Here is a 19,260-nt window from a genome sequence, read left to right on the forward strand (position 1 = left end):
ACCAAAGCTGGTCCTCTTTTTTAATGTAAATTCGTAATGTTTTGCAACTGCTCTTGCATTTCGCGTAGCTGAACTTTTTCAGCTGTTGAAGAGTTTGCATAAGCAGAGTGCAAAGCATTTTTTGCCCTATATACGAGATCTTGTTGCTCAGTACCGCTTGAACAAGATACGGCATTTGCAACGGCATCTCTAGCTTGTTGGAATAGTAAGTTCCCCATTTAAACCCCTCCAAAAGAAGAGTTACTTCTCGCTTTTTCTGCCTCAGCTAATGTACCTCTGTACGGGAATCTTGCATCATGCTTCATAACAGCATCGGCTCCTTGTTGGATAAAACGTTTTGATTTGTTCTTTTTACCCATTCGAAAAACCCCCTTTATTTAGCTGAAAACAATCGACGCGCTGACTTTTGCGTCTAATAATAGTATGAGCGTTTGGCGAGAAACTATAAGCAGGGAATTTTTAGATTATAATCCAAGAACCTCTTCTAAATATAGCGCAATACCATCTTCTTCATTCGTTAATGTCGTATGATTTGCGAGTGATTTTAATTCAGGAATTGCATTACCCATTGCGATGCCATGACCAGCAAATTCAATCATTTCAAAATCGTTATCTTCATCACCGAAAGCGATAATTCGTTCTTGTGGAATGTTGTAATGACTAGAAATTTTTTGTAATCCGACAGCTTTATTTAACCCGCTTTTCACAATTTCAATAATTGGCCAAGGTGCGCCCCATTTTCTATGGTCGATTACTTCAGCGTGCATATCAGTTAAATGTTGACGAATTGCACTAGAATGCTCATCATGTGCGTCAATTAATAAGCAAGTTGGATGATCGTTTAAAGTATTTAATAAGTCTCCTGTAAAAATCTTTGGAGAACCGAATTCGAAAATATGTTTTTTATCTTCATCAATTTCACGAACATACACATCATCCATTACTTCAGCGTATATATTTTTCACGCCAAAATCAAAGCAAGCTCGGACAATTTCTTGGGCTGTTGCTAGCTCAAGGGGAGAGTGATGTGTTCCCCACTTTGAATCAAGAGGATGATGTACGTAAGCGCCGTTAAAGTTTACGATTGGTGTATTCAGACCAAGTTCTTTATAGTAATCAAAACTAGCACGGAATGGACGCCCTGTTGAAATAACGACAATATGTCCTTGTTCCTTTGCTTTTGCAATTGTATGTTTCGTTCGAGTGGAAATTATTTTGTTGTCTGTCAATAAAGTGCCGTCTAAGTCTAATGCGATTAAATGCTGTTTATTCATAATTTCACCTCTTATAATAATTTTTTTGTTTCTATCTGTATTTCCGTTTTTAATATGCAGAAATAAGAGGTTAAACTGGGTGAGAACACCAAAGATGGAAAGTTCACTATATATCCATCTTACGTCGCAAAGTGCTACGGTGTCTACTATTTCTCGCTGGAAATTAGGGAAAGTCAACATCTTTTTAGAAAGTTCAAACAATGTTTCTTTCATTATGTACAAATTGTGAAAAGGGTTACATTGCTCGTATGATGAGGCTTATAATGAACATGTAATCTTCTCGTATATGTTTGACTCTCCTTTGAAGCTGGCCTATAGTAGGTTGGTTTCTTTTTTTCTACAAATAGGAAAGAAATCCCTTCCTAAGCTTGTGTCATTCATGTATATGTACAAGAACGAAATGTAGTACTTGTTTCCTAAACATGACAGAAAAGCTTTCTTTTAAAATGGATATACTAATGAGGCAAAGACGTCATGGAAGGAGAATGGAAATGGGACAAAATCGCAGGTTTCGTTCTGGACAAAAAGCGCCAAACGATGGTATTTACGTAGAAATTGGTGAAACAGGAAGTATGGTAAAAGATCCGCAAATGGTGAAATTAACTGCTGGTGAAAAGTTTCCAGATAACGCGAATCATAACCGTCAGTGGACATATAAAAGAAAACCGTAACAGAAGCCGCAATCATTATTGCGGCTTTTTTGTCGTTACAAATTATAATTTCATTTACCGTATATTTTTCAACTGTATAATGAATGTTCCTTTTTTCTTTTTCCAATAATAAGTTTGAAAATACATAAGCAAAATTATTGTATAAAAAAGTCAGTTGGCGTATAATCAAATCAAAGGTCAAAGAAAGTCAAACATTTGGAGGACTGTAAAGATGGACTTAAATCAAATGACAACAAAAACACAAGAGGCGATTATGAGTGCTCAATCTTTAGCGGTATCTCATCATCATCAAGAAGTAGATACTGTTCATCTCTTGTTTACATTATTAGAAGAGCAAGATGGGTTAGCAGTACGTATTTTTCAAAAAATGAATGTCGATATAGAAGCGTTAAAGCAAGGCGCTGAAAGTTTAATTAAGAAAAAACCTTCTGTAACGGGAAGCGGTGCAGAAGCAGGGAAATTATATATAACAGGTGCTCTGCAACAACTACTTGTAAGAGCAGGAAAAGAAGCAGAGAAATTGCAGGATGACTACATTTCAGTTGAACATGTACTGCTTGCTTTTTCTGAAGAAAAAGGCGATATAAATCAATTACTTACAAGATTTCATATTACGAAAGATAACTTATTACAGTCTTTAATGACAGTTCGGGGGAATCAAAGAGTGACTAGTCAAAATCCAGAAGCAACTTATGAAGCGTTAGAAAAATATGGTCGTGATTTAGTGGCGGAAGTGAGAGCAGGGAAAATTGATCCTGTTATCGGTCGAGATAGTGAGATTCGACGTGTAATCCGCATTCTTTCACGTAAAACGAAAAACAACCCGGTTTTAATTGGTGAACCCGGTGTTGGTAAAACAGCAATCGTTGAAGGATTAGCACAGCGTATTGTGAAGAAGGATGTACCAGAAGGATTAAAAGATAGAACAATCTTCGCATTAGATATGAGTGCGCTTGTAGCTGGAGCGAAATTCCGTGGTGAGTTTGAAGAGCGTCTGCAAGCTGTATTAAATGAGATTAAAAAGAGCGAAGGACGCATTTTATTATTCATTGATGAACTTCACACAATCGTCGGCGCTGGTAAAACAGAAGGTGCGATGGACGCAGGAAATATGTTAAAACCGATGCTTGCGCGTGGTGAACTGCATTGTATCGGGGCGACAACGTTAGATGAGTATCGTAAATATATTGAGAAAGATCCAGCGCTAGAAAGACGTTTCCAACAAGTATTAGCAGAAGAACCAACTGTTGAAGATACAATTTCGATTTTACGTGGTTTAAAAGAGCGTTTTGAAATTTATCACGGTGTAAATATTCATGACCGCGCGATTGTAGCAGCATCCGTTTTATCAGATCGATATATTTCGGATCGTTTCTTACCAGATAAAGCGATCGATCTTGTTGACGAAGCGTGCGCAACGATTCGAACAGAAATTGATTCTATGCCAACAGAATTAGATGAAGTAACGCGTCGTATTATGCAGCTAGAAATTGAAGAAGCGGCTCTTGGAAAAGAGAAGGACTTTGGTAGCCAAGAACGCCTGAAAACGTTGCAACGTGAATTATCGGATTTAAAAGAAGTTGCAAGTGGTATGAGAGCGAAATGGGAGAAAGAAAAAGAAGACATTCATAAAGTGCGTGACTTACGTGAACATTTGGAGCGTCTGCGCCGTGAGTTAGAAGAAGCAGAAGGAAATTACGATTTAAATAAAGCAGCAGAACTTCGTCACGGGAAAATTCCAGCTATCGAAAAAGAATTAAAAGAAGTAGAAGAAATGGGCGCACATAATAAACAGGAAAATCGTTTATTACGTGAGGAAGTAAGTGAAGAAGAGATTGCGGATATTGTTTCACGATGGACTGGTATTCCTGTCGCAAAACTCGTTGAAGGGGAACGCGAGAAATTACTACGCTTAGAGCAAATTTTATCAGAGCGTGTTATCGGTCAAGAAGAAGCGGTAAGCCTTGTATCAGACGCAGTTCTTCGTGCGCGCGCTGGTATTAAAGATCCGAATCGTCCAATTGGTTCATTTATTTTCTTAGGACCGACAGGTGTTGGTAAAACTGAGCTTGCAAAAACATTAGCACAAACGTTATTTGACAGTGAAGAGCAAATGATTCGTATCGACATGTCTGAGTATATGGAGAAACACGCTGTGTCACGCTTAATTGGTGCGCCTCCTGGATATGTTGGATATGAAGAGGGCGGTCAATTAACAGAAGTGGTAAGACGTAAACCGTATTCAGTTATTTTGTTAGATGAAATCGAAAAAGCACATCCAGAAGTATTCAACATTTTATTACAAATGTTAGATGATGGACGCATTACAGATTCTCAAGGACGTACAGTAGACTTTAAAAACACGGTTATTATTATGACTTCAAATATAGGATCTGCTCATTTGTTAGATGGATTAGAAGCAGATGGCTCCATTAAAGAGGAATCAAGAGAACTTGTAATGGGGCAATTAAGAGGACATTTCCGACCAGAGTTTTTAAACCGTGTCGATGAAATTATTTTATTCAAACCTCTTACAACGAATGAAATTAAAGGTATTGTTGATAAAATTGTAAAAGAATTACAAGGTCGTTTAGCTGACCGTCATATTACGGTAGAATTAACAGACGCATCGAGAGAGTTTGTTGTAGAAGCTGGCTTTGATCCGATGTACGGAGCTCGTCCATTAAAACGATATGTACAGCGTCAAGTTGAGACGAAATTAGCACGAGAATTAATTGCAGGAACGATTACTGATAACAGTCACGTAGTTGTTGATGTAGAAAATAACGAATTAGTCGTTCATGTCAAGTAAAATAAAAAAGAGTTCGGATAAAATCCGGACTCTTTTTTTAGTGTTGTTCTACTGGCTCGTTTGGAATTGTAGCTGAAATTGCTAGTACTAATACCGCAAGAACAACTGAGAAAATAGACGCTTGGTTAAAATCGTATGTACCGCCAGTCATAGAGCCGATTACGTAGCTCATCATATGTACAAGCGCGAACGACCAAATTAATGCCCAAATGAAACGCATATTTTACACCTCTATTCGTTCAATCTGTCCTTATTGTAACACAATTGAAAAAAGAATATAGAAAAATATTTGTAGATTTTTCAACGCAAATTTGCATTCCGTTCATACATTATAGAAGAGTACTTTTATACGTTTAGAAAATAAGGCGGGGGAAAAATGAGTATTACGGAACGTTTTTTTTATTTAGAAAAAGAACCATGTGTCATTTATTTACCGGAGAAGCCAAATGGGTTTTCTGTTATGCTTCTCGGTGATTACAACTACTTTATTGAGAATGGTACAAGTTTATGGACACAGCATGCAGGAAGGTCTTATTTTTTACATGGCCTTATTGCGGAAGGCTATACGGTCTTTTCCTCTAATTTATATGGAAGACATTGGGGAAACGACCAATCTATTCGTCTAGCAAAACGCTTATATGACGTTGTTTTGAGAAAAGAGACATTAAATGCGAAAATGCACATTATGGCAGATGGTATGGGTGCACTTGTAGCACTTGAAATGATGAACAAATACCCTGAATGTATACGCTCTGTCATTATGTTAAATCCGTGTTTAGATTTACCAGAATATGTGGAGTTTGAAAAAGAGCATAAGTTTTTTTACAAAAGATTAGTGAAGGAGTTAAGTTTGGCGTATGATTCCAAAGAAGAAGAATTAGAATCTAAAATAAATAAGAAATCATTTACGCTTCTTCCGTCTTGTGTACCTGTTAAAGTTTTCGTATCAACACAAGAAAAAAGAGGAAGAAAACAGTTGTTACGTAAATATGAGAAAATGAGGCAATTCAATCAATGCGATACTTCTGTCTTATTCCATCTGCAAGATGTGAAATATAAAATGGTTAGGCAAACGACTGATTTCTTTAAAAAATATGAAGAAGAATTGTGAAGCTCCCATATACATAAATGAGGAGCTATTTGTTTCAAGGAGAAAGGGTTGGTGGTATGGAGCGCGTGCTAATTATTGGTGCACTTACGTTTGTAGGTTATCACCTTGTGAATAAAATGATTGCAGAAGAAGTAGAAGTGTACGGTCTTGATTTTGATGAATTCGAGAACATGACAAAAATTAATGAAGAGAAGTTATTGTTGATTGGACGAAATGCGTTATTTACGTATTATTCGATAAGAGATGAAGATGGATGGAGATCAGTAGAAGGAGAGAAGTTCGATACGGTTTACTTTTGCTTGTATGAGCCAAATCAACAAAGTGGCTTTCGGAATGAAAGAGTTATATTACAGTATTTAAAGCGGATTATAAGACTGTGTGCAGAACAGAAAGTAAAGTTAAATCTAATTTCTTCTATTGAAGTAGGAAACGCAGATGAATCTGAAAGTAAACGTTTATTTTCGAAAGTGGAAGAAGGATTGAAAAAAGGAGAGGCACCATATAGTGTATTTCGAGTTCCTACATTATATGGGCCATGGCAACCATCTTTTATGATGTATCATCAGCTCATTTTATCAGAACTGGATGAGAAAGAGTGCTATTATGCGAGTGAGGAAAATGGAAGTGATCTATTGTACGTGGAAGATGTATGTGAATACTTATGGGAAAATGGAATGAACGAGGAGCATCTCGGCATATACAATTTACTTAGTGGTAAAAAGTCATTATGGAAAAAAGGTATGAACCTTTTACGTGCAGCGGATAAAGTGCATAAAAAGAGCGAGGAAGAAAGAGATGATACTGTCGAGGTTATTTCGATAAAAAGAAATACTCCGTTAGAATACGGTTTAAATAAACAATTGGCACATATGAAAAAATATAAAGAGTTATACGAAGGATAGCGAGCGTGTTACACTATGTATGTGAAAGTTTTAATGGAGAGGAAGAACATAATATGAATGAGAAAAGCATGCAATTTTTACAAATCGCAATGAAGCATTTACCAGAAGCAAAGGCCATTTTAGATGATAATGGAATTGCGCTTGATATGGAGAAAGCACAACCAGTATTAGAGTTATTGATGAAAGTTATGAACGAAGCATATGAGCTTGGGAAAGCAGATAAAGAATAAAACCTTCTTTTTTGGAAGGGAAGAGAGGCTCGAACCGCGGATAGAAGCGGTTCGGGCCTTTTTATATTTCAAAAGAAACAGGAAAGGTATGTTTCTGTTTCTTTTAATAAACAATAAAGTGAATAATGCTGGATTTATGTTTGAGCTGAAATATATTCTAGACAAAAATACATTTATGTTTTAAAATTAGTACCAAGTCATAATAATTGATATAAAACGGAGGGCTGCGATGTGAACGTGGGCATTTTAGGAATCGGAAGATATGTGCCAGAAAAAGTAGTCACAAATCACGATTTAGAGAAAATCGTAGATACATCTGATGAATGGATTCGTACGAGAACGGGAATTGCAGAAAGACGCATTGCCGATGATACAATAGATACTTCATATATGGCGGTAGAGGCTTCTAAAAAAGCACTTGAAGATGCCGGGATTAGCGGAGAGGATATCGATCTGATTTTAGTGGCAACAGTAACACCAGATCGGGCATTCCCAGCAGTAGCTTGTGTCATTCAAGAAGCCATTGGCGCAAAACACGCAGCCGCAATGGATTTAAGTGCAGCGTGTGCTGGTTTTATGTACGGAATGATTACAGCGCAGCAATTTATTCAAACGGGAACTTATAAAAATGTATTAGTAGTTGGTAGTGATAAACTATCTAAAATTGTAGACTGGAATGATCGAAATACAGCAGTACTATTTGGAGATGGAGCCGGTGCTATCGTAATGGGGGCTGTTTCAGAAGGAAGAGGCGTTCTATCTTTCGAATTAGGAGCAGACGGAAGTGGCGGTAAGCATCTTTATCAAGACGAGTATGTTATGATGAACGGCAGAGAAGTCTTTAAATTTGCTGTTCGCCAACTTGGTGATTCCTGTCTTCGCGTGTTAGAAAAAGCGGGACTTACGAAAGAGGATGTGGATTTTTTAGTACCACATCAAGCGAATATTCGTATTATGGAATCTGCAAGAGAGAGATTAAATTTACCACAAGAAAAAATGAGTATGACAATTGAAAAGTTTGGTAATACATCAGCTTCTTCAATTCCAATTGCAATGGTAGAGGAATTGCAAAATGGACGTATTCAAGATGGTGATTTAATTATACTTGTTGGTTTCGGTGGCGGATTAACATGGGGAGCAGTTGCTCTTCGTTGGGGTAAATAAGGACTGAGAGAAAAAAAGGAGTGTATTTTGTATGGAGAAAAAGAGGGTCGTAATTACAGGACTAGGAGCTGTTACACCGATCGGAACAGATGTTGAAACAGCGTGGGAAAACATTAAAAAGGGTGTATCTGGAATCGGACGACTTACAAGAATTGATCCGGAACTATTTCCAGCAAAAGTAGCAGCAGAAATTAACGACTTTGAAGTCGAGAAATATATTGATAAAAAAGAAGCGCGCCGTATGGATCGCTTTACACAATATGCAGTAGCAGCAGCGAAAATGGCAGTTGCAGATGCAAAGCTTGAAATTACAGAAGAAAACGGACCTCGAATTGGTGTATGGATTGGTTCTGGTATTGGCGGTATGGAAACATACGAAGAACAATTTAAGATTTTTACTGAGAAAGGTCCGCGCCGCGTGAGTCCATTCTTCGTACCGATGATGATTCCAGATATGGCAGCAGGTCAAGTATCGATCGCAACAGGAGCAAAAGGAATTAACACTTGCTCTGTAACAGCTTGTGCATCTGGTGCAAACTCAATTGGTGATGCATTTAAAGCAATTCAGCGTGGTGATGCTGATGCAATGATAACAGGTGGAGCTGAAGCGCCGTTAACAAGTATGGCATTTGCAGGATTTAGTTCAGCGAAAGCATTAACATTTAATGAAGATCCAGCAACAGCTTGCCGTCCATTTGATAAAAACCGTAGCGGTTTCGTAATGGGTGAAGGTTCAGGTATTTTAATTCTTGAAGAATTAGAGCATGCATTAGCTCGTGGTGCTCACATTTATGCGGAAATCGCTGGTTACGGTGCAACTGGTGATGCATTCCATATTACAATGCCGGCTCCTGGTGGTGAAGGCGGCGTGCGTGCAATGCGTCAAGCTTTAGCAGATGCAGGTCTACAGCCAGAAGATATTGATTACATTAATGCGCACGGTACAAGTACGGATGCGAATGAAAAGTATGAAACGATGGCAATTAAAGAAACGTTCGGTGAGCATGCGTACAAAGTAGCAATTAGCTCAACGAAATCAATGACAGGTCACTTATTAGGAGCAGCTGGTGCTGTTGAAGCGATCTTCTCAATTAAATCAATTACAGACGGAGTAATCCCTCCAACAATTAACTATGAAACACCAGATCCAGAATGTGACTTAGATTACGTACCAAATAAAGCGAGACAACAAGAAGTAAATGCAGTATTAAGTAACTCACTAGGATTCGGTGGTCATAACGCAGTATTAGTATTTAAATCGTATAAATAATAGATGAAATAAGGAGTTTTTTCGTAGCATATTACGAAAAAACTCCTTATTTATTTTTACGCCTTTTTCTCCTTTTGCATATACATAAGAAAAAGGAGGGATAAAGATGGGGATTATTGAAACTGCTGAGTGGTTACATCTATATTATGGACGGCCAGAAAAGCTGTGTGAAAAGTTTACGAAGTATATCCCGTTGCCAAAAGAAAGGTTGTATCGCTTTTTAATTTCTAAAGGTATGTACCGCCCAGTTATACGAGGAGAACAAGAAGTTAAAGAGTTAGAGAAAAAGGAAGTTTGGAAAGAGTTACGTACGGAGTATGAGAAACTGAAAACCTGGTTAAACGGTCCAGATGTCCCTGTCTTTATTTTATTATCAGATTCCTATAATCGAACTGTACAAGAAGAGTATAACGGTAGGGCTGGATTATCTATGCGTCACGTTATTTTCTTATTCGTATGTGGACGGAATTCGGTGGAAGAATTAAAGGTGTTATTGGCGCATGAATATCATCACATATGCAGGTTACATCAAATTGAGACGAAAGAAACAGAATATACATTACTTGATACGATGATTATGGAAGGGCTAGCTGAGCAAGCGGTAACGGAAAGATATTCAGAAAAAAACAATGCACCGTGGACGATGTATCTTTCAAAAGAAGAGGCTATTTATTATTGGAAAAATGTTGTACATGAAAGAATAAGTATAAAACGAGGAACAAGGGAGCACGACATCTTATTAAATGGATTTCACTCTTATCCAAAGATGCTTGGCTATGCGCTTGGATTTCATATTGTTAAAGATTGTGTAACATTGGAAGGAGAAGATACACTTTCTTTATTATCTATAGATGCAAAAGAAATATTGAATAAAGCAAATACATTTCATATATAAAAAACAGGAGCTCTATTTCCTGTTTTTTTAGTATTAATAGAAGAAAAAATAATAATTAGAATATATTTCCTTAGGTGGAATAAAGTTAAGAAAAATTGAACATAATGATTGATACAAACAGTAGTGAAGTGAGGGGTAGTGAATGTTATATCTACATGATGTATGGGTAAATTGGTTTGAAGGTGAAGAGAATGGGTATAACGTTTGTCATTTTTACGAATGGCGGAAAGATGATACGATTGAGCTATTAGATCAAGTGCCATTATTAAAAGTAGATGCCACATTATATCATTACATCGAGGACGAATTGTTAGAGCTTCCGCAAAAATTGTTGGAAGACGTACATCATAAGGCATATATTCGTAAAAATCATGAACGTTTGCAGCAAGAGTATTGCTTTGTTGTTACAGATGGAAAAGGAATTATTGCGATTGACACAATTGGTTACAATGTACCAATTCGAAAGAGCAGACTTATACCGCGCCAAGAGCAGATGGTATATGAGATGGTAGAAAACGTACAAGCAGAAAAGTATGAGTTCCAAGTAGAAGAAATGGAAAAAGAACATCATATTTTATCACCATCACCTTTCATTATGAATGGCTTAACTCGTAAAGAAAGACAGCTTAAACAATTATTATTTATGGCGTTAGATCAATTACATACAACGAAAAACACAGCAGAAATTCGCTATTGGTTCACAGAGTGGGATCCATCAGCATACGGAATGGTTCAACATATGGAATTTGAAGATATTTGGGCTAAACTGTATGATGAAGCGAAAACAGGCTGGTCTGAGAAGCACGAACAATTATGCGAGCGTCTCGTAAAAGGACAGCCATTTTTTGAAAAGTTATGGGAAATGGAAAACGAGCAAAAGGTAAATTAAAAAACCGCCAATTGGCGGTTTTTTAATTTGTTGTAACTTAGATCCAGCGAACATTCTGAACGAGCTGCCTCCGCTTTTGGTAGTAATCCAGCTCCGGCTCCTAGCCCTTCGCGTCTAAGAACCTTCCCCACGAGAAGGTAAAAAGCACCTTCTGTGGGAAAGAACCTTAGCCTTCAGGGATAAACAGTCGCCTCCGCTTTATACATTACCTACGTTTTCTACTTAACCCCATTGCATTTTCTACTTTGCGTAGTTGTTTGAATGCAACACGGTTTGCTTTTTCTGCACCTTTGTCTAGAATTTCGTCTAGTTCGGGTGAGTTGATTAGTTCGTTATATTTGTCTTGAATTGGACGAATTGCTTCTACGACTACTTGTGCTAGGTCGCCTTTGAAGTCTCCGTATCCTTTTCCTTCATACATTGCTTCTATTTCTTCAACTGTTTTTCCAGAGAATGAAGAGTAGATTGTTAATAAGTTAGAGATTCCAGGTTTGTTTTCTTTATCAAATTTCACGATACCTTCAGAATCAGTTACAGCACTTTTAATTTTCTTTTCAATTGTTTTTGGTTCATCAAGCATACTGATCATTGCCTTTGGATTCGGATCAGATTTACTCATTTTTTTCGTAGGTTCTGTTAATGACATAACGCGAGCTCCTACTTTTGGAATACGAATTTCAGGAACAGTGAACACTTCACGGAAGCGTTTGTTGAAACGCTCTGCTAGATCGCGTGTTAATTCCATATGTTGCTTTTGATCATCACCAACAGGTACGATTTCAGTGTTGTAAAGTAAAATATCAGCAGCCATTAATGGTGGATACGTTAGTAATCCAGCTGGAACTGAATCTCTACCAGAAGATTTATCTTTATATTGCGTCATACGCTCTAATTCTCCAACGTAAGCAACTGATTGCATAATCCATCCTAGTTGAGCGTGTGCTGGTACTTCTGATTGTACAAATAAAGTAGCTTTTTCAGGATCGATGCCGCATGCTACATAAAGTGCAGCAAGACTGCGAATGTTTTTACGAAGTTGTACGGGATCTTGAGGTACTGTAATCGCATGTTGATTTACAATACAGAAATAACAGTCGTGTTCATTTTGAAGCTCTGTAAATTGCTTCATAGCTCCTAAATAGTTTCCAAGTGTAATCGTTCCACTCGGCTGAATACCAGAAAAGATAACTGACATAAGTAATTCCTCCTAAATTTGAATGCGTGATGGGGAAGAGAAGGCAAACAAAAAAGCCCATTCATCCCAAAAACTATAGGGACGAATGGACCGCGGTACCACCCTAATTATTTCACTACTGTGAAATCTCTCTAATCCATAATAACGTTTGGATATAACGCCAAAGCCTACTACTTTCGGTTCGGTTTGGTGCTCAAAAGCCCATTCCATACTGCGCAATTACTTGTTCACACCAGCCACAAGCTCTCTGAAATTGCCTCAATATGTACTCTTCTTTATCATCGCATACATATAAATGTATTTATTGTTACCTAAGCTCCTTTAATATGAAAGAACTAAAGTTTTATAACAAAATGTTTTGCTGATTATTATATCATATGGGATAGTGTTTGCAAACTACATCAAAATAGTAAAGCTAATGAGGGTCGAGAACAACCCAAGAACGATACCGGTAATGCAAATTGGATACGTCCATTTGAATGAATATGTTTTATAAATACGTTCTTTCTTATCGACAGGTTCCTCTACTTCTTCAATTAAAGACTCAATTTTTTTGTTCGTACCAAATACTCTTTGGAAGGCGTAAATTGTTACGTTAAAAAATCCATTTTGAAATATGAATAAAAAACCGCCTATAAGAATAAAAAATAGTGCGACATAAAACGATATATTGACAAAATTCAACAAAAATTGCGATGAAACGAGGAATGCGCCAATACTAGAAGCAATTATCGCTATGAAAATTAGTATACAAGTATGAAAAAAAACTTTATTCAAAATGTTCCCCTCCGTCAAAATATTACTAGAATTATTATACTATAAAAGCTATAATATGTACTAGAATTAATTTTTTGAAAATTATACGCAATTAAAGGTCTGATTTCAAGATGATGGTAGCAATGTTAACGTATCCCTTTACAAAAAAATAAAAAAATAAACATTTTATTAAAAATTTTAACAAAAAAACAAAAAACTATATTCACAATTGTTATATTATATGTATAATGAAAATTGTAGAAACTTGGAGATTATTCTTTCAATTCTACATTTTTACAAGTGAGGGTACAGGAAGTGCAATTAGGGGAGGCAACACAACATGAAGAAAAAGATACCGTTATTACTTGCATCGACGTTGACTGTCAGTATGTTAGGAGCTTGTAGTTACCAAAAAGAGGATAATAAAGCAGGCGCAAAAGAAAAATCCTCAAACAAGCAAGTTTTAAATCTAACCGAGACAGCTGAAATCCCAACTATGGATACGACGTTATCAACAGATGCAACATCTTCTAACATCATGAATAATACAATGGAAGGATTATATCGTCTGGGTAAAGACGATAAGCTTGTTCCAGGTGTCGCTAAATCTTATGAGAAATCAGAGGATGGCAAAAAGTATGTATTTAAGTTACGTGAAGATGCGAAATGGTCTAATGGTGAACCTGTAACAGCAAAAGACTTCGTTTATTCTTGGCGAAGAGCTGTAGATTCAAACACGGGTGCCAAGTTTGCTTACATACTATTTGATGTTAAAAATGCGGAGAAAGTTAACAAAAAAGAATTACCAGTTGAAGAACTTGGTGTAAAGGCAATTGATGATCATACACTTGAAGTGGAATTAGATAACCCTGTTCCTTATTTTGTAAGTTTAACAGTCTATCCAACATTGTATCCTTTGAATGAGAAGTTTGTAACAGAACAAGGAGCAAAATTTGGATTAGAATCCAATACGACACTTTATAATGGTCCATTCGTATTAAATGAATGGAAGCATGAACAAAGTTTCCAACTTAAGAAAAATCCAACGTATTGGGAAAATAAAGAAGTAAAACTTGAGGAAATAAACTTCAATATTGTTAAGGATCGTTCAACTGCTATAAATTTATATGAAACGAAAGCGATTGATCGTGTCGTGTTAACATCAGAGTTTGTAGATAAATACAAATCAGATGCTGACTTTAAAACGATTAAGAGACCATCTACACAATTTATTCGCTTAAATGAAAAGAATAAATTTTTAGCAAATAAAAATATCCGAAAAGCAATTGCAATGTCCTTTGAACGTGAAAATATCGGAAAAGTGATCTTAAACGATGGTTCAGAGGGGATATATGGTTTTGTTCCGAAAGGCTTAGCAAAAGGTCCGAATGGAAAAGACTTCCGTGAAGAGAACGGAAAGCTTATAAAAGAGGATACTAAAGAAGCTCAAAAATACTGGGAAACTGGTAAAAAAGAACTTGGTGTAGACAAAGTAGAGTTAGAGCTATTAAACTTTGATACTGATGATGCTAAAAAAATTGGAGAGTATTTAAAAGGCCAATTTGAAAAGAACTTACCAGGTTTAACAGTTTCAACAAAAATGCAGCCATTTGCACAAAAATTAAAACTTGAAGCAAGTGGAGATTACGCAATGTCATACGCGGGATGGAGTCCAGATTATATGGATCCAATGTCATTCCTTGAAATGTATACGACAGGTAATGCGCAAAACAAAGTAAATTACGCAAATGTAGCGTATGATGATTTAATTAAAAAAGCGAAAACAGAAGTTGATGTACAAGTTCGCTGGGATGCATTATTACAAGCAGAAAAACAACTGCTTGAAGATGCAGCGATTGCTCCAGTATATCAACCAGGAAAAGCTTATTTACAACGTGGCTCAATTACTGGCCTATTAGAACATAAATATGGCGGAGAATTTAGCTATAAGTGGGTTGAACTCAAAAACTAAAAATGGTTTCCATCATGAATAAGGGTATATGCCTATGATGGGCATATGCTCTTATTTTAAAAAAATAAAAGTAAGAATATTTTAAACTATCTTATTGCTTTTGAGAAAAACGGGGAGGTGCTTGACTATGGGACGTTATGTATTAAAACGTTTCGTGTACATGGCTTTGACATTATTTTTAATTACTACACTGACTTTCTTTTTGATGAAATTACTTCCGGGTTCTCCGCTTAAAAACCAGGAGAAACTATCACCGGCACAAAAAGAAATCATTCTTGAAAAATATGGTTTAAATGATCCAGTACCAGTTCAATATGCACGTTACTTAGGTAACTTAGCAAAAGGTGATTTAGGGGTATCATTCCAATATGATAACCGTCCAGTAACAGATATGATTGTGGATCGTATTGGACCATCAGCGCAACTTGGTTTACAAGCGATTATATTAGGAACATTTATCGGTTTAATTTTAGGAATCATTGCGGCACTTCGTAACAACACGTGGGTCGATTATGGGGCGACAATTATTTCCGTACTCGGGATGTCGGTACCATCGTTCGTATTTGCTGCATTACTACAATATTTCGTAGGGGTAAAACTCGGATGGTTCCCAGTAGCATTCTGGAAAGGACCAGAGTTTACAGTAATGCCTACAATCGCTTTATCGATGGCAGTTATCGCAACAATCGCACGTTTTGCTCGTGCAGAGTTAATTGAAGTTATGCAAGCTGACTACATTTTAACAGCGAAAGCGAAAGGGATTAGCCAAGGCGTTATCATTATTAAACACGCGCTTCGTAACGCATTAATTCCAGTTGTAACAATTCTAGGACCAATGGTTGCAGGATTAATTACAGGGACATTAGTTATTGAGCAAATATATGCTGTACCAGGACTGGGGGAACAGTTCGTTAAATCTATTACAGTGAATGACTATACAGTTATTATGGGAACTACAATTTTCTATAGTGCGATTTTCATCTTAGTTATTTTCATTGTTGATATTTTATACGGAATTATTGATCCTCGTATTCGTTTAGCGGGAGGGAAAAAATGATGAAAGATGTACAAAAATTATCTCCAGATTTATTTCAACAAGCCAATCAAAATAATGTTGATAATGAAGTCATTGCCCGTCCAAGCTTAACGTTTTGGCAAGATGTAAGAAGACGTTTGTTCCAACATAAAGGGGCAATGTTCGGTTTCATTTTATTAGCGTTTATTATACTACTAGCAGTTTTAGGACCGATGGTAAGTAAGCATTCTTATAAAGAACAAGACTTAGGTCGTGCGAAATTACCACCGAAAATTCCTGTTATTGAAAATGTTCATTGGCTACCATTTGACGGTACAGATCAATATGGTGTTGACCAATATGAAAAACGTGACATTAAAGAGTATTTCTGGTTTGGTACAGATGATCTTGGACGTGATTTATGGACAAGAACATGGGAAGGTACACGCGTATCGTTATATATCGCTCTTTTAGCAGCGGCGATTGACTTAGTAATTGGGGTTGCTTATGGAGGTATTTCAGCGTTCTATGGCGGTAGAGTAGATAATATTATGCAACGTATTATGGAGATTATTAACGGTATTCCATACTTAATCATCGTTATTTTAATGGTAATCATTATGGGATCTGGTATATGGTCAATTACACTAGCAATGGCGATTACAGGTTGGATAGGGATGTCGCGTATCGTTCGTGGACAAATCCTGAAATTAAAAAATCAAGAATATGTATTAGCATCTCGTACATTAGGTGCAACAAACACACAATTAATTGTAAAACACTTAATCCCGAACGTAATGGGACCAATTATCGTAATGACAATGTTTACAATTCCAACAGCAGTGTTTGGTGAGGCGTTCTTAAGCTTCATCGGTTTAGGTATTCAGCCACCATTCGCATCACTTGGTTCTCTTGTAAACGATGGCTATAAATCAATTCAAACGTATCCACATATGATGTTCATCCCAGCGGTTGTCATCAGTATGTTAATCTTAGCATTCAACTTAATGGCAGACGGATTACGCGACGCGTTAGATCCAAAAATGCGTAAGTAAAAGAGGGGAGAAGTAAAAATGAAAACATTGCTAGAGGTAAAAGATTTGCAAGTCTCCTTTGATACACATGCAGGTGAAGTACAAGCTGTACGCGGTGTTACTTTTGATTTGAAAAAAGGAGAAACATTAGCGATTGTAGGAGAATCTGGTTCTGGTAAATCAGTTACTTCTAAAGCGTTAATGGGATTAATTCCGAATCCTCCAGGACGTATTAAAAACGGTGAAATCGTATTTGAAGGTCGTGACTTAACGAAATTAACAGAAAAAGAAATGCAACAAGTGCGCGGGAAAGATATCGCGATGATTTTCCAAGATCCAATGACATCATTAAACCCAACGATGACAATTGGAAATCAAATTATGGAAGGCCTTATTAAACACCAAGGGATGAGTAAAGCAGATGCACGTAAAGTTGCGTTAGAATTAATCGACCTTGTAGGTATTCCAAATCCAGAAGCGCGCTTAAAACAATATCCTCACCAATTCTCAGGTGGTATGAGACAGCGTGTAGTTATTGCGATGGCGTTAGCTTGTAACCCAAAATTATTAATTGCCGATGAGCCGACAACAGCGCTAGACGTTACAATTCAGGCGCAAATTTTAGAGCTTATGAAAGACATTCAGCAAAAAACAGAAGCGGCAATCATTTTCATTACGCATGACTTAGGTGTAGTGGCAAACGTTGCGGACCGCGTAGCAGTTATGTACGCTGGTAAAGTTGTTGAAATTGGAACGGTTGATGAAATTTTCTACAATCCAAAACATCCGTACACTTGGGGCTTAATCGCATCTATGCCAAGTTTAGATGGTTCAGAAGAAGAGTTATATGCAATCCCTGGAACGCCTCCAGATTTATTAAAGCCGCCAAAGGGAGATGCTTTTGCACCACGTAACCCACAGGCACTGAAAATTGATTTTGAAATGGACCCACCTTTATTTAAAGTAAGTGATACACACTATGCGGCAACTTGGTTACTTCACGAGCAAGCTCCAGAAGTAAGACCGCCGGCAGTTGTTGAAAAACGCATTCTTCAAATGAAAGCAGGTGAACAACATGACTAAACAACGTGAGAAATTAATTGAAGTAAAAAATGTAAAGCAGCACTTCGACGTGAGTGGTGGTGTTGTCAAAGCGGTTAATGATATTTCATTTGATATTTATCGCGGAGAAACATTTGGTCTTGTAGGAGAATCAGGTTGTGGTAAATCAACAACTGGAAGAACGATTATTCGTTTATATGATGCAACTGCTGGTGAAGTGTTGTTCGATGGTGAAAATGTACATGGTAAAAAATCTCGCGCAGAGCTGAAGAAGTTCAACCGTAAAATGCAAATGATTTTCCAAGATCCATATGCATCATTAAACCCTCGTATGACAGTAGGGGATATTATTGCAGAAGGTATTGATATTCACGGACTAGCAAAAGGCAAAAAAGAGCGTATGGACCGTGTTCATGAATTATTAAACACAGTTGGTTTAAATAAAGAGCACGCAAACCGTTTCCCGCATGAATTCTCAGGTGGACAACGTCAACGTATCGGTATTGCTCGTGCACTTGCTGTAGAACCTGAATTTATCATTGCCGATGAGCCAATCTCAGCACTTGACGTATCAATCCAGGCGCAAGTTGTAAACTTACTGAAAAAGTTACAAAAGGAAAAAGGTTTAACATACTTATTCATTGCCCATGATTTATCAATGGTAAAATACATTAGTGATCGCATCGGCGTAATGTACCGTGGTCAAATCGTTGAGCTAACAACAAGTGAAGAGTTATATGCGAATCCAATTCATCCATATACGAAATCACTATTATCAGCAATTCCGCTTCCAGATCCAGATTATGAGCGCAATCGTAAACGTATCGTATACGATCCATCACAACATGATTATGGTAGTGAAGCACCAACAATGCGTGAAATTCGCCCAGGACATTTCGTATTATGTTCTGAAGCAGAGTATAAGAAATATAAAGAGATTTATCAATAATAAAAAAGCCAATCTTCCGTTACGGAAGATTGGCTTTTTTTCTACTATATAATAGATTT

The 19,260-nt window shown here is 37.0% G+C and carries 20 protein-coding genes and 1 other annotated feature; of the genes, 14 read left to right on the forward strand and 6 right to left on the reverse strand.

Going from position 1 to position 19,260, the window contains the following annotated elements; genetic code table 11:
- Positions 1-20: 20 nt before the first annotated feature.
- The 3 genes from NHG49_RS06035 to NHG49_RS06045 all read right to left on the reverse strand — a co-directional run bounded on the left by NHG49_RS06035 (position 21) and on the right by NHG49_RS06045 (position 1,274).
- Positions 21-218, reverse strand: coding sequence for a DUF3813 domain-containing protein (locus NHG49_RS06035; protein WP_000527398.1), 198 nt, complete (start codon positions 216-218; stop codon positions 21-23).
- Positions 219-359, reverse strand: coding sequence for a hypothetical protein (locus tag NHG49_RS06040; protein WP_000516816.1), 141 nt, complete (start codon positions 357-359; stop codon positions 219-221). It abuts the gene before it with no gap.
- A gap of 105 nt (positions 360-464) precedes the next feature.
- The gene (locus tag NHG49_RS06045; RefSeq protein ID WP_071721617.1) at positions 465-1,274 is read right to left on the reverse strand and encodes a Cof-type HAD-IIB family hydrolase; all 810 of its coding nucleotides are present in this window, start codon (positions 1,272-1,274) and stop codon (positions 465-467) included.
- Between the two features lie 491 nt (positions 1,275-1,765).
- Between NHG49_RS06045 and NHG49_RS06050 the strand changes: the two genes are divergently transcribed.
- Positions 1,766-1,945, forward strand: coding sequence for a YjzC family protein (locus tag NHG49_RS06050; protein WP_000531420.1), 180 nt, complete (start codon positions 1,766-1,768; stop codon positions 1,943-1,945).
- 211 nt (positions 1,946-2,156) lie between these two features.
- Positions 2,157-4,757, forward strand: a complete 2,601-nt coding sequence (gene clpB, locus NHG49_RS06055; protein WP_258125614.1) for an ATP-dependent chaperone ClpB — start codon at positions 2,157-2,159, stop codon at positions 4,755-4,757.
- Between the two features lie 37 nt (positions 4,758-4,794).
- Here clpB and NHG49_RS06060 read toward each other — a convergent pair whose 3' ends face one another.
- Entirely contained in the window at positions 4,795-4,977 is a 183-nt protein-coding gene (locus NHG49_RS06060) for a YjzD family protein (RefSeq protein ID WP_001211113.1), read from the reverse strand.
- 156 nt (positions 4,978-5,133) lie between these two features.
- Here NHG49_RS06060 and NHG49_RS06065 point away from each other — a divergent pair, with 156 nt between their 5' ends.
- The 7 genes from NHG49_RS06065 (at position 5,134) to NHG49_RS06095 (ending at position 11,218) form a co-directional block, all read left to right on the forward strand.
- Positions 5,134-5,868, forward strand: a complete 735-nt coding sequence (locus NHG49_RS06065; protein WP_064476820.1) for a lipase family protein — start codon at positions 5,134-5,136, stop codon at positions 5,866-5,868.
- Positions 5,869-5,897: 29 nt separating this feature from the next.
- Entirely contained in the window at positions 5,898-6,770 is an 873-nt protein-coding gene (locus NHG49_RS06070; RefSeq protein ID WP_141556093.1) for an NAD-dependent epimerase/dehydratase family protein, read from the forward strand.
- A gap of 53 nt (positions 6,771-6,823) precedes the next feature.
- Positions 6,824-7,000 carry a ComZ family protein gene (locus tag NHG49_RS06075; protein WP_001986215.1) on the forward strand — a complete coding sequence of 59 codons (177 nt, stop codon included), beginning with the start codon at positions 6,824-6,826 and terminating at the stop codon, positions 6,998-7,000.
- A 231-nt stretch (positions 7,001-7,231) separates the two neighbouring features.
- Complete coding sequence (fabH, locus tag NHG49_RS06080; protein ID WP_001100551.1) at positions 7,232-8,164, forward strand: beta-ketoacyl-ACP synthase III; 933 nt, start codon at positions 7,232-7,234, stop codon at positions 8,162-8,164.
- A gap of 31 nt (positions 8,165-8,195) precedes the next feature.
- Positions 8,196-9,434: a beta-ketoacyl-ACP synthase II gene (gene fabF / locus NHG49_RS06085; RefSeq protein ID WP_000412643.1), complete on the forward strand. Its 1,239-nt coding sequence runs from the start codon at positions 8,196-8,198 to the stop codon at positions 9,432-9,434.
- A 106-nt stretch (positions 9,435-9,540) separates the two neighbouring features.
- Positions 9,541-10,329, forward strand: a complete 789-nt coding sequence (locus NHG49_RS06090; RefSeq protein WP_064476818.1) for a DUF2268 domain-containing putative Zn-dependent protease — start codon at positions 9,541-9,543, stop codon at positions 10,327-10,329.
- A gap of 142 nt (positions 10,330-10,471) precedes the next feature.
- Positions 10,472-11,218, forward strand: coding sequence for a YjbA family protein (locus tag NHG49_RS06095; protein ID WP_000966116.1), 747 nt, complete (start codon positions 10,472-10,474; stop codon positions 11,216-11,218).
- A 205-nt stretch (positions 11,219-11,423) separates the two neighbouring features.
- On the opposite strand, the gene trpS is transcribed toward NHG49_RS06095, so the two are convergent.
- Both trpS and NHG49_RS06105 read right to left on the reverse strand, forming a co-directional pair.
- The gene (gene trpS / locus NHG49_RS06100) at positions 11,424-12,413 is read right to left on the reverse strand and encodes a tryptophan--tRNA ligase (protein ID WP_000110999.1); all 990 of its coding nucleotides are present in this window, start codon (positions 12,411-12,413) and stop codon (positions 11,424-11,426) included.
- A 74-nt stretch (positions 12,414-12,487) separates the two neighbouring features.
- Positions 12,488-12,704, reverse strand: a binding site (T-box leader).
- A 105-nt stretch (positions 12,705-12,809) separates the two neighbouring features.
- Complete coding sequence (locus NHG49_RS06105; protein ID WP_001044992.1) at positions 12,810-13,190, reverse strand: DUF3899 domain-containing protein; 381 nt, start codon at positions 13,188-13,190, stop codon at positions 12,810-12,812.
- 319 nt (positions 13,191-13,509) lie between these two features.
- On the opposite strand from NHG49_RS06105, the gene NHG49_RS06110 reads away from it, so the two are divergent.
- The 5 genes from NHG49_RS06110 (at position 13,510) to NHG49_RS06130 (ending at position 19,201) form a co-directional block, all read left to right on the forward strand.
- Positions 13,510-15,141, forward strand: a complete 1,632-nt coding sequence (locus NHG49_RS06110) for a peptide ABC transporter substrate-binding protein (RefSeq protein ID WP_258125615.1) — start codon at positions 13,510-13,512, stop codon at positions 15,139-15,141.
- Positions 15,142-15,268: 127 nt separating this feature from the next.
- A complete protein-coding gene (gene opp3b, locus NHG49_RS06115; protein ID WP_063224613.1) occupies positions 15,269-16,198 on the forward strand; it encodes an oligopeptide ABC transporter permease in 930 nt (309 codons plus the stop codon).
- Complete coding sequence (gene opp3C, locus NHG49_RS06120; RefSeq protein WP_064476816.1) at positions 16,195-17,211, forward strand: oligopeptide ABC transporter permease; 1,017 nt, start codon at positions 16,195-16,197, stop codon at positions 17,209-17,211. Before opp3b ends, opp3C begins: the two co-directional genes overlap by 4 nt.
- An 18-nt stretch (positions 17,212-17,229) precedes the next feature.
- Complete coding sequence (locus NHG49_RS06125) at positions 17,230-18,273, forward strand: ABC transporter ATP-binding protein (RefSeq protein WP_000854348.1); 1,044 nt, start codon at positions 17,230-17,232, stop codon at positions 18,271-18,273.
- Complete coding sequence (locus NHG49_RS06130; protein ID WP_064476815.1) at positions 18,266-19,201, forward strand: ABC transporter ATP-binding protein; 936 nt, start codon at positions 18,266-18,268, stop codon at positions 19,199-19,201. Before NHG49_RS06125 ends, NHG49_RS06130 begins: the two co-directional genes overlap by 8 nt.
- The last annotated feature ends 59 nt before the right edge of the window (positions 19,202-19,260 follow it).

The sequence above is a fragment of the Bacillus sp. IBL03825 genome, from assembly GCF_024712505.1.
Classification (GTDB): Bacteria; Bacillota; Bacilli; order Bacillales; family Bacillaceae_G; genus Bacillus_A; species Bacillus_A wiedmannii.

Coding starts and splice junctions, on each gene's coding strand:
- NHG49_RS06035 (WP_000527398.1), bottom strand. CDS start 218: ATGGGGAACTTACTATTCCAACAAGCTAGAGATGCCGTTGCAAATGCC.
- NHG49_RS06040 (WP_000516816.1), bottom strand. CDS start 359: ATGGGTAAAAAGAACAAATCAAAACGTTTTATCCAACAAGGAGCCGAT.
- NHG49_RS06045 (WP_071721617.1), bottom strand. CDS start 1,274: ATGAATAAACAGCATTTAATCGCATTAGACTTAGACGGCACTTTATTG.
- NHG49_RS06050 (WP_000531420.1), top strand. CDS start 1,766: ATGGGACAAAATCGCAGGTTTCGTTCTGGACAAAAAGCGCCAAACGAT.
- clpB (WP_258125614.1), top strand. CDS start 2,157: ATGGACTTAAATCAAATGACAACAAAAACACAAGAGGCGATTATGAGT.
- NHG49_RS06060 (WP_001211113.1), bottom strand. CDS start 4,977: ATGCGTTTCATTTGGGCATTAATTTGGTCGTTCGCGCTTGTACATATG.
- NHG49_RS06065 (WP_064476820.1), top strand. CDS start 5,134: ATGAGTATTACGGAACGTTTTTTTTATTTAGAAAAAGAACCATGTGTC.
- NHG49_RS06075 (WP_001986215.1), top strand. CDS start 6,824: ATGAATGAGAAAAGCATGCAATTTTTACAAATCGCAATGAAGCATTTA.
- fabF (WP_000412643.1), top strand. CDS start 8,196: ATGGAGAAAAAGAGGGTCGTAATTACAGGACTAGGAGCTGTTACACCG.
- NHG49_RS06090 (WP_064476818.1), top strand. CDS start 9,541: ATGGGGATTATTGAAACTGCTGAGTGGTTACATCTATATTATGGACGG.
- NHG49_RS06095 (WP_000966116.1), top strand. CDS start 10,472: ATGTTATATCTACATGATGTATGGGTAAATTGGTTTGAAGGTGAAGAG.
- trpS (WP_000110999.1), bottom strand. CDS start 12,413: ATGTCAGTTATCTTTTCTGGTATTCAGCCGAGTGGAACGATTACACTT.
- NHG49_RS06110 (WP_258125615.1), top strand. CDS start 13,510: ATGAAGAAAAAGATACCGTTATTACTTGCATCGACGTTGACTGTCAGT.
- opp3b (WP_063224613.1), top strand. CDS start 15,269: ATGGGACGTTATGTATTAAAACGTTTCGTGTACATGGCTTTGACATTA.
- opp3C (WP_064476816.1), top strand. CDS start 16,195: ATGATGAAAGATGTACAAAAATTATCTCCAGATTTATTTCAACAAGCC.
- NHG49_RS06125 (WP_000854348.1), top strand. CDS start 17,230: ATGAAAACATTGCTAGAGGTAAAAGATTTGCAAGTCTCCTTTGATACA.
- NHG49_RS06130 (WP_064476815.1), top strand. CDS start 18,266: ATGACTAAACAACGTGAGAAATTAATTGAAGTAAAAAATGTAAAGCAG.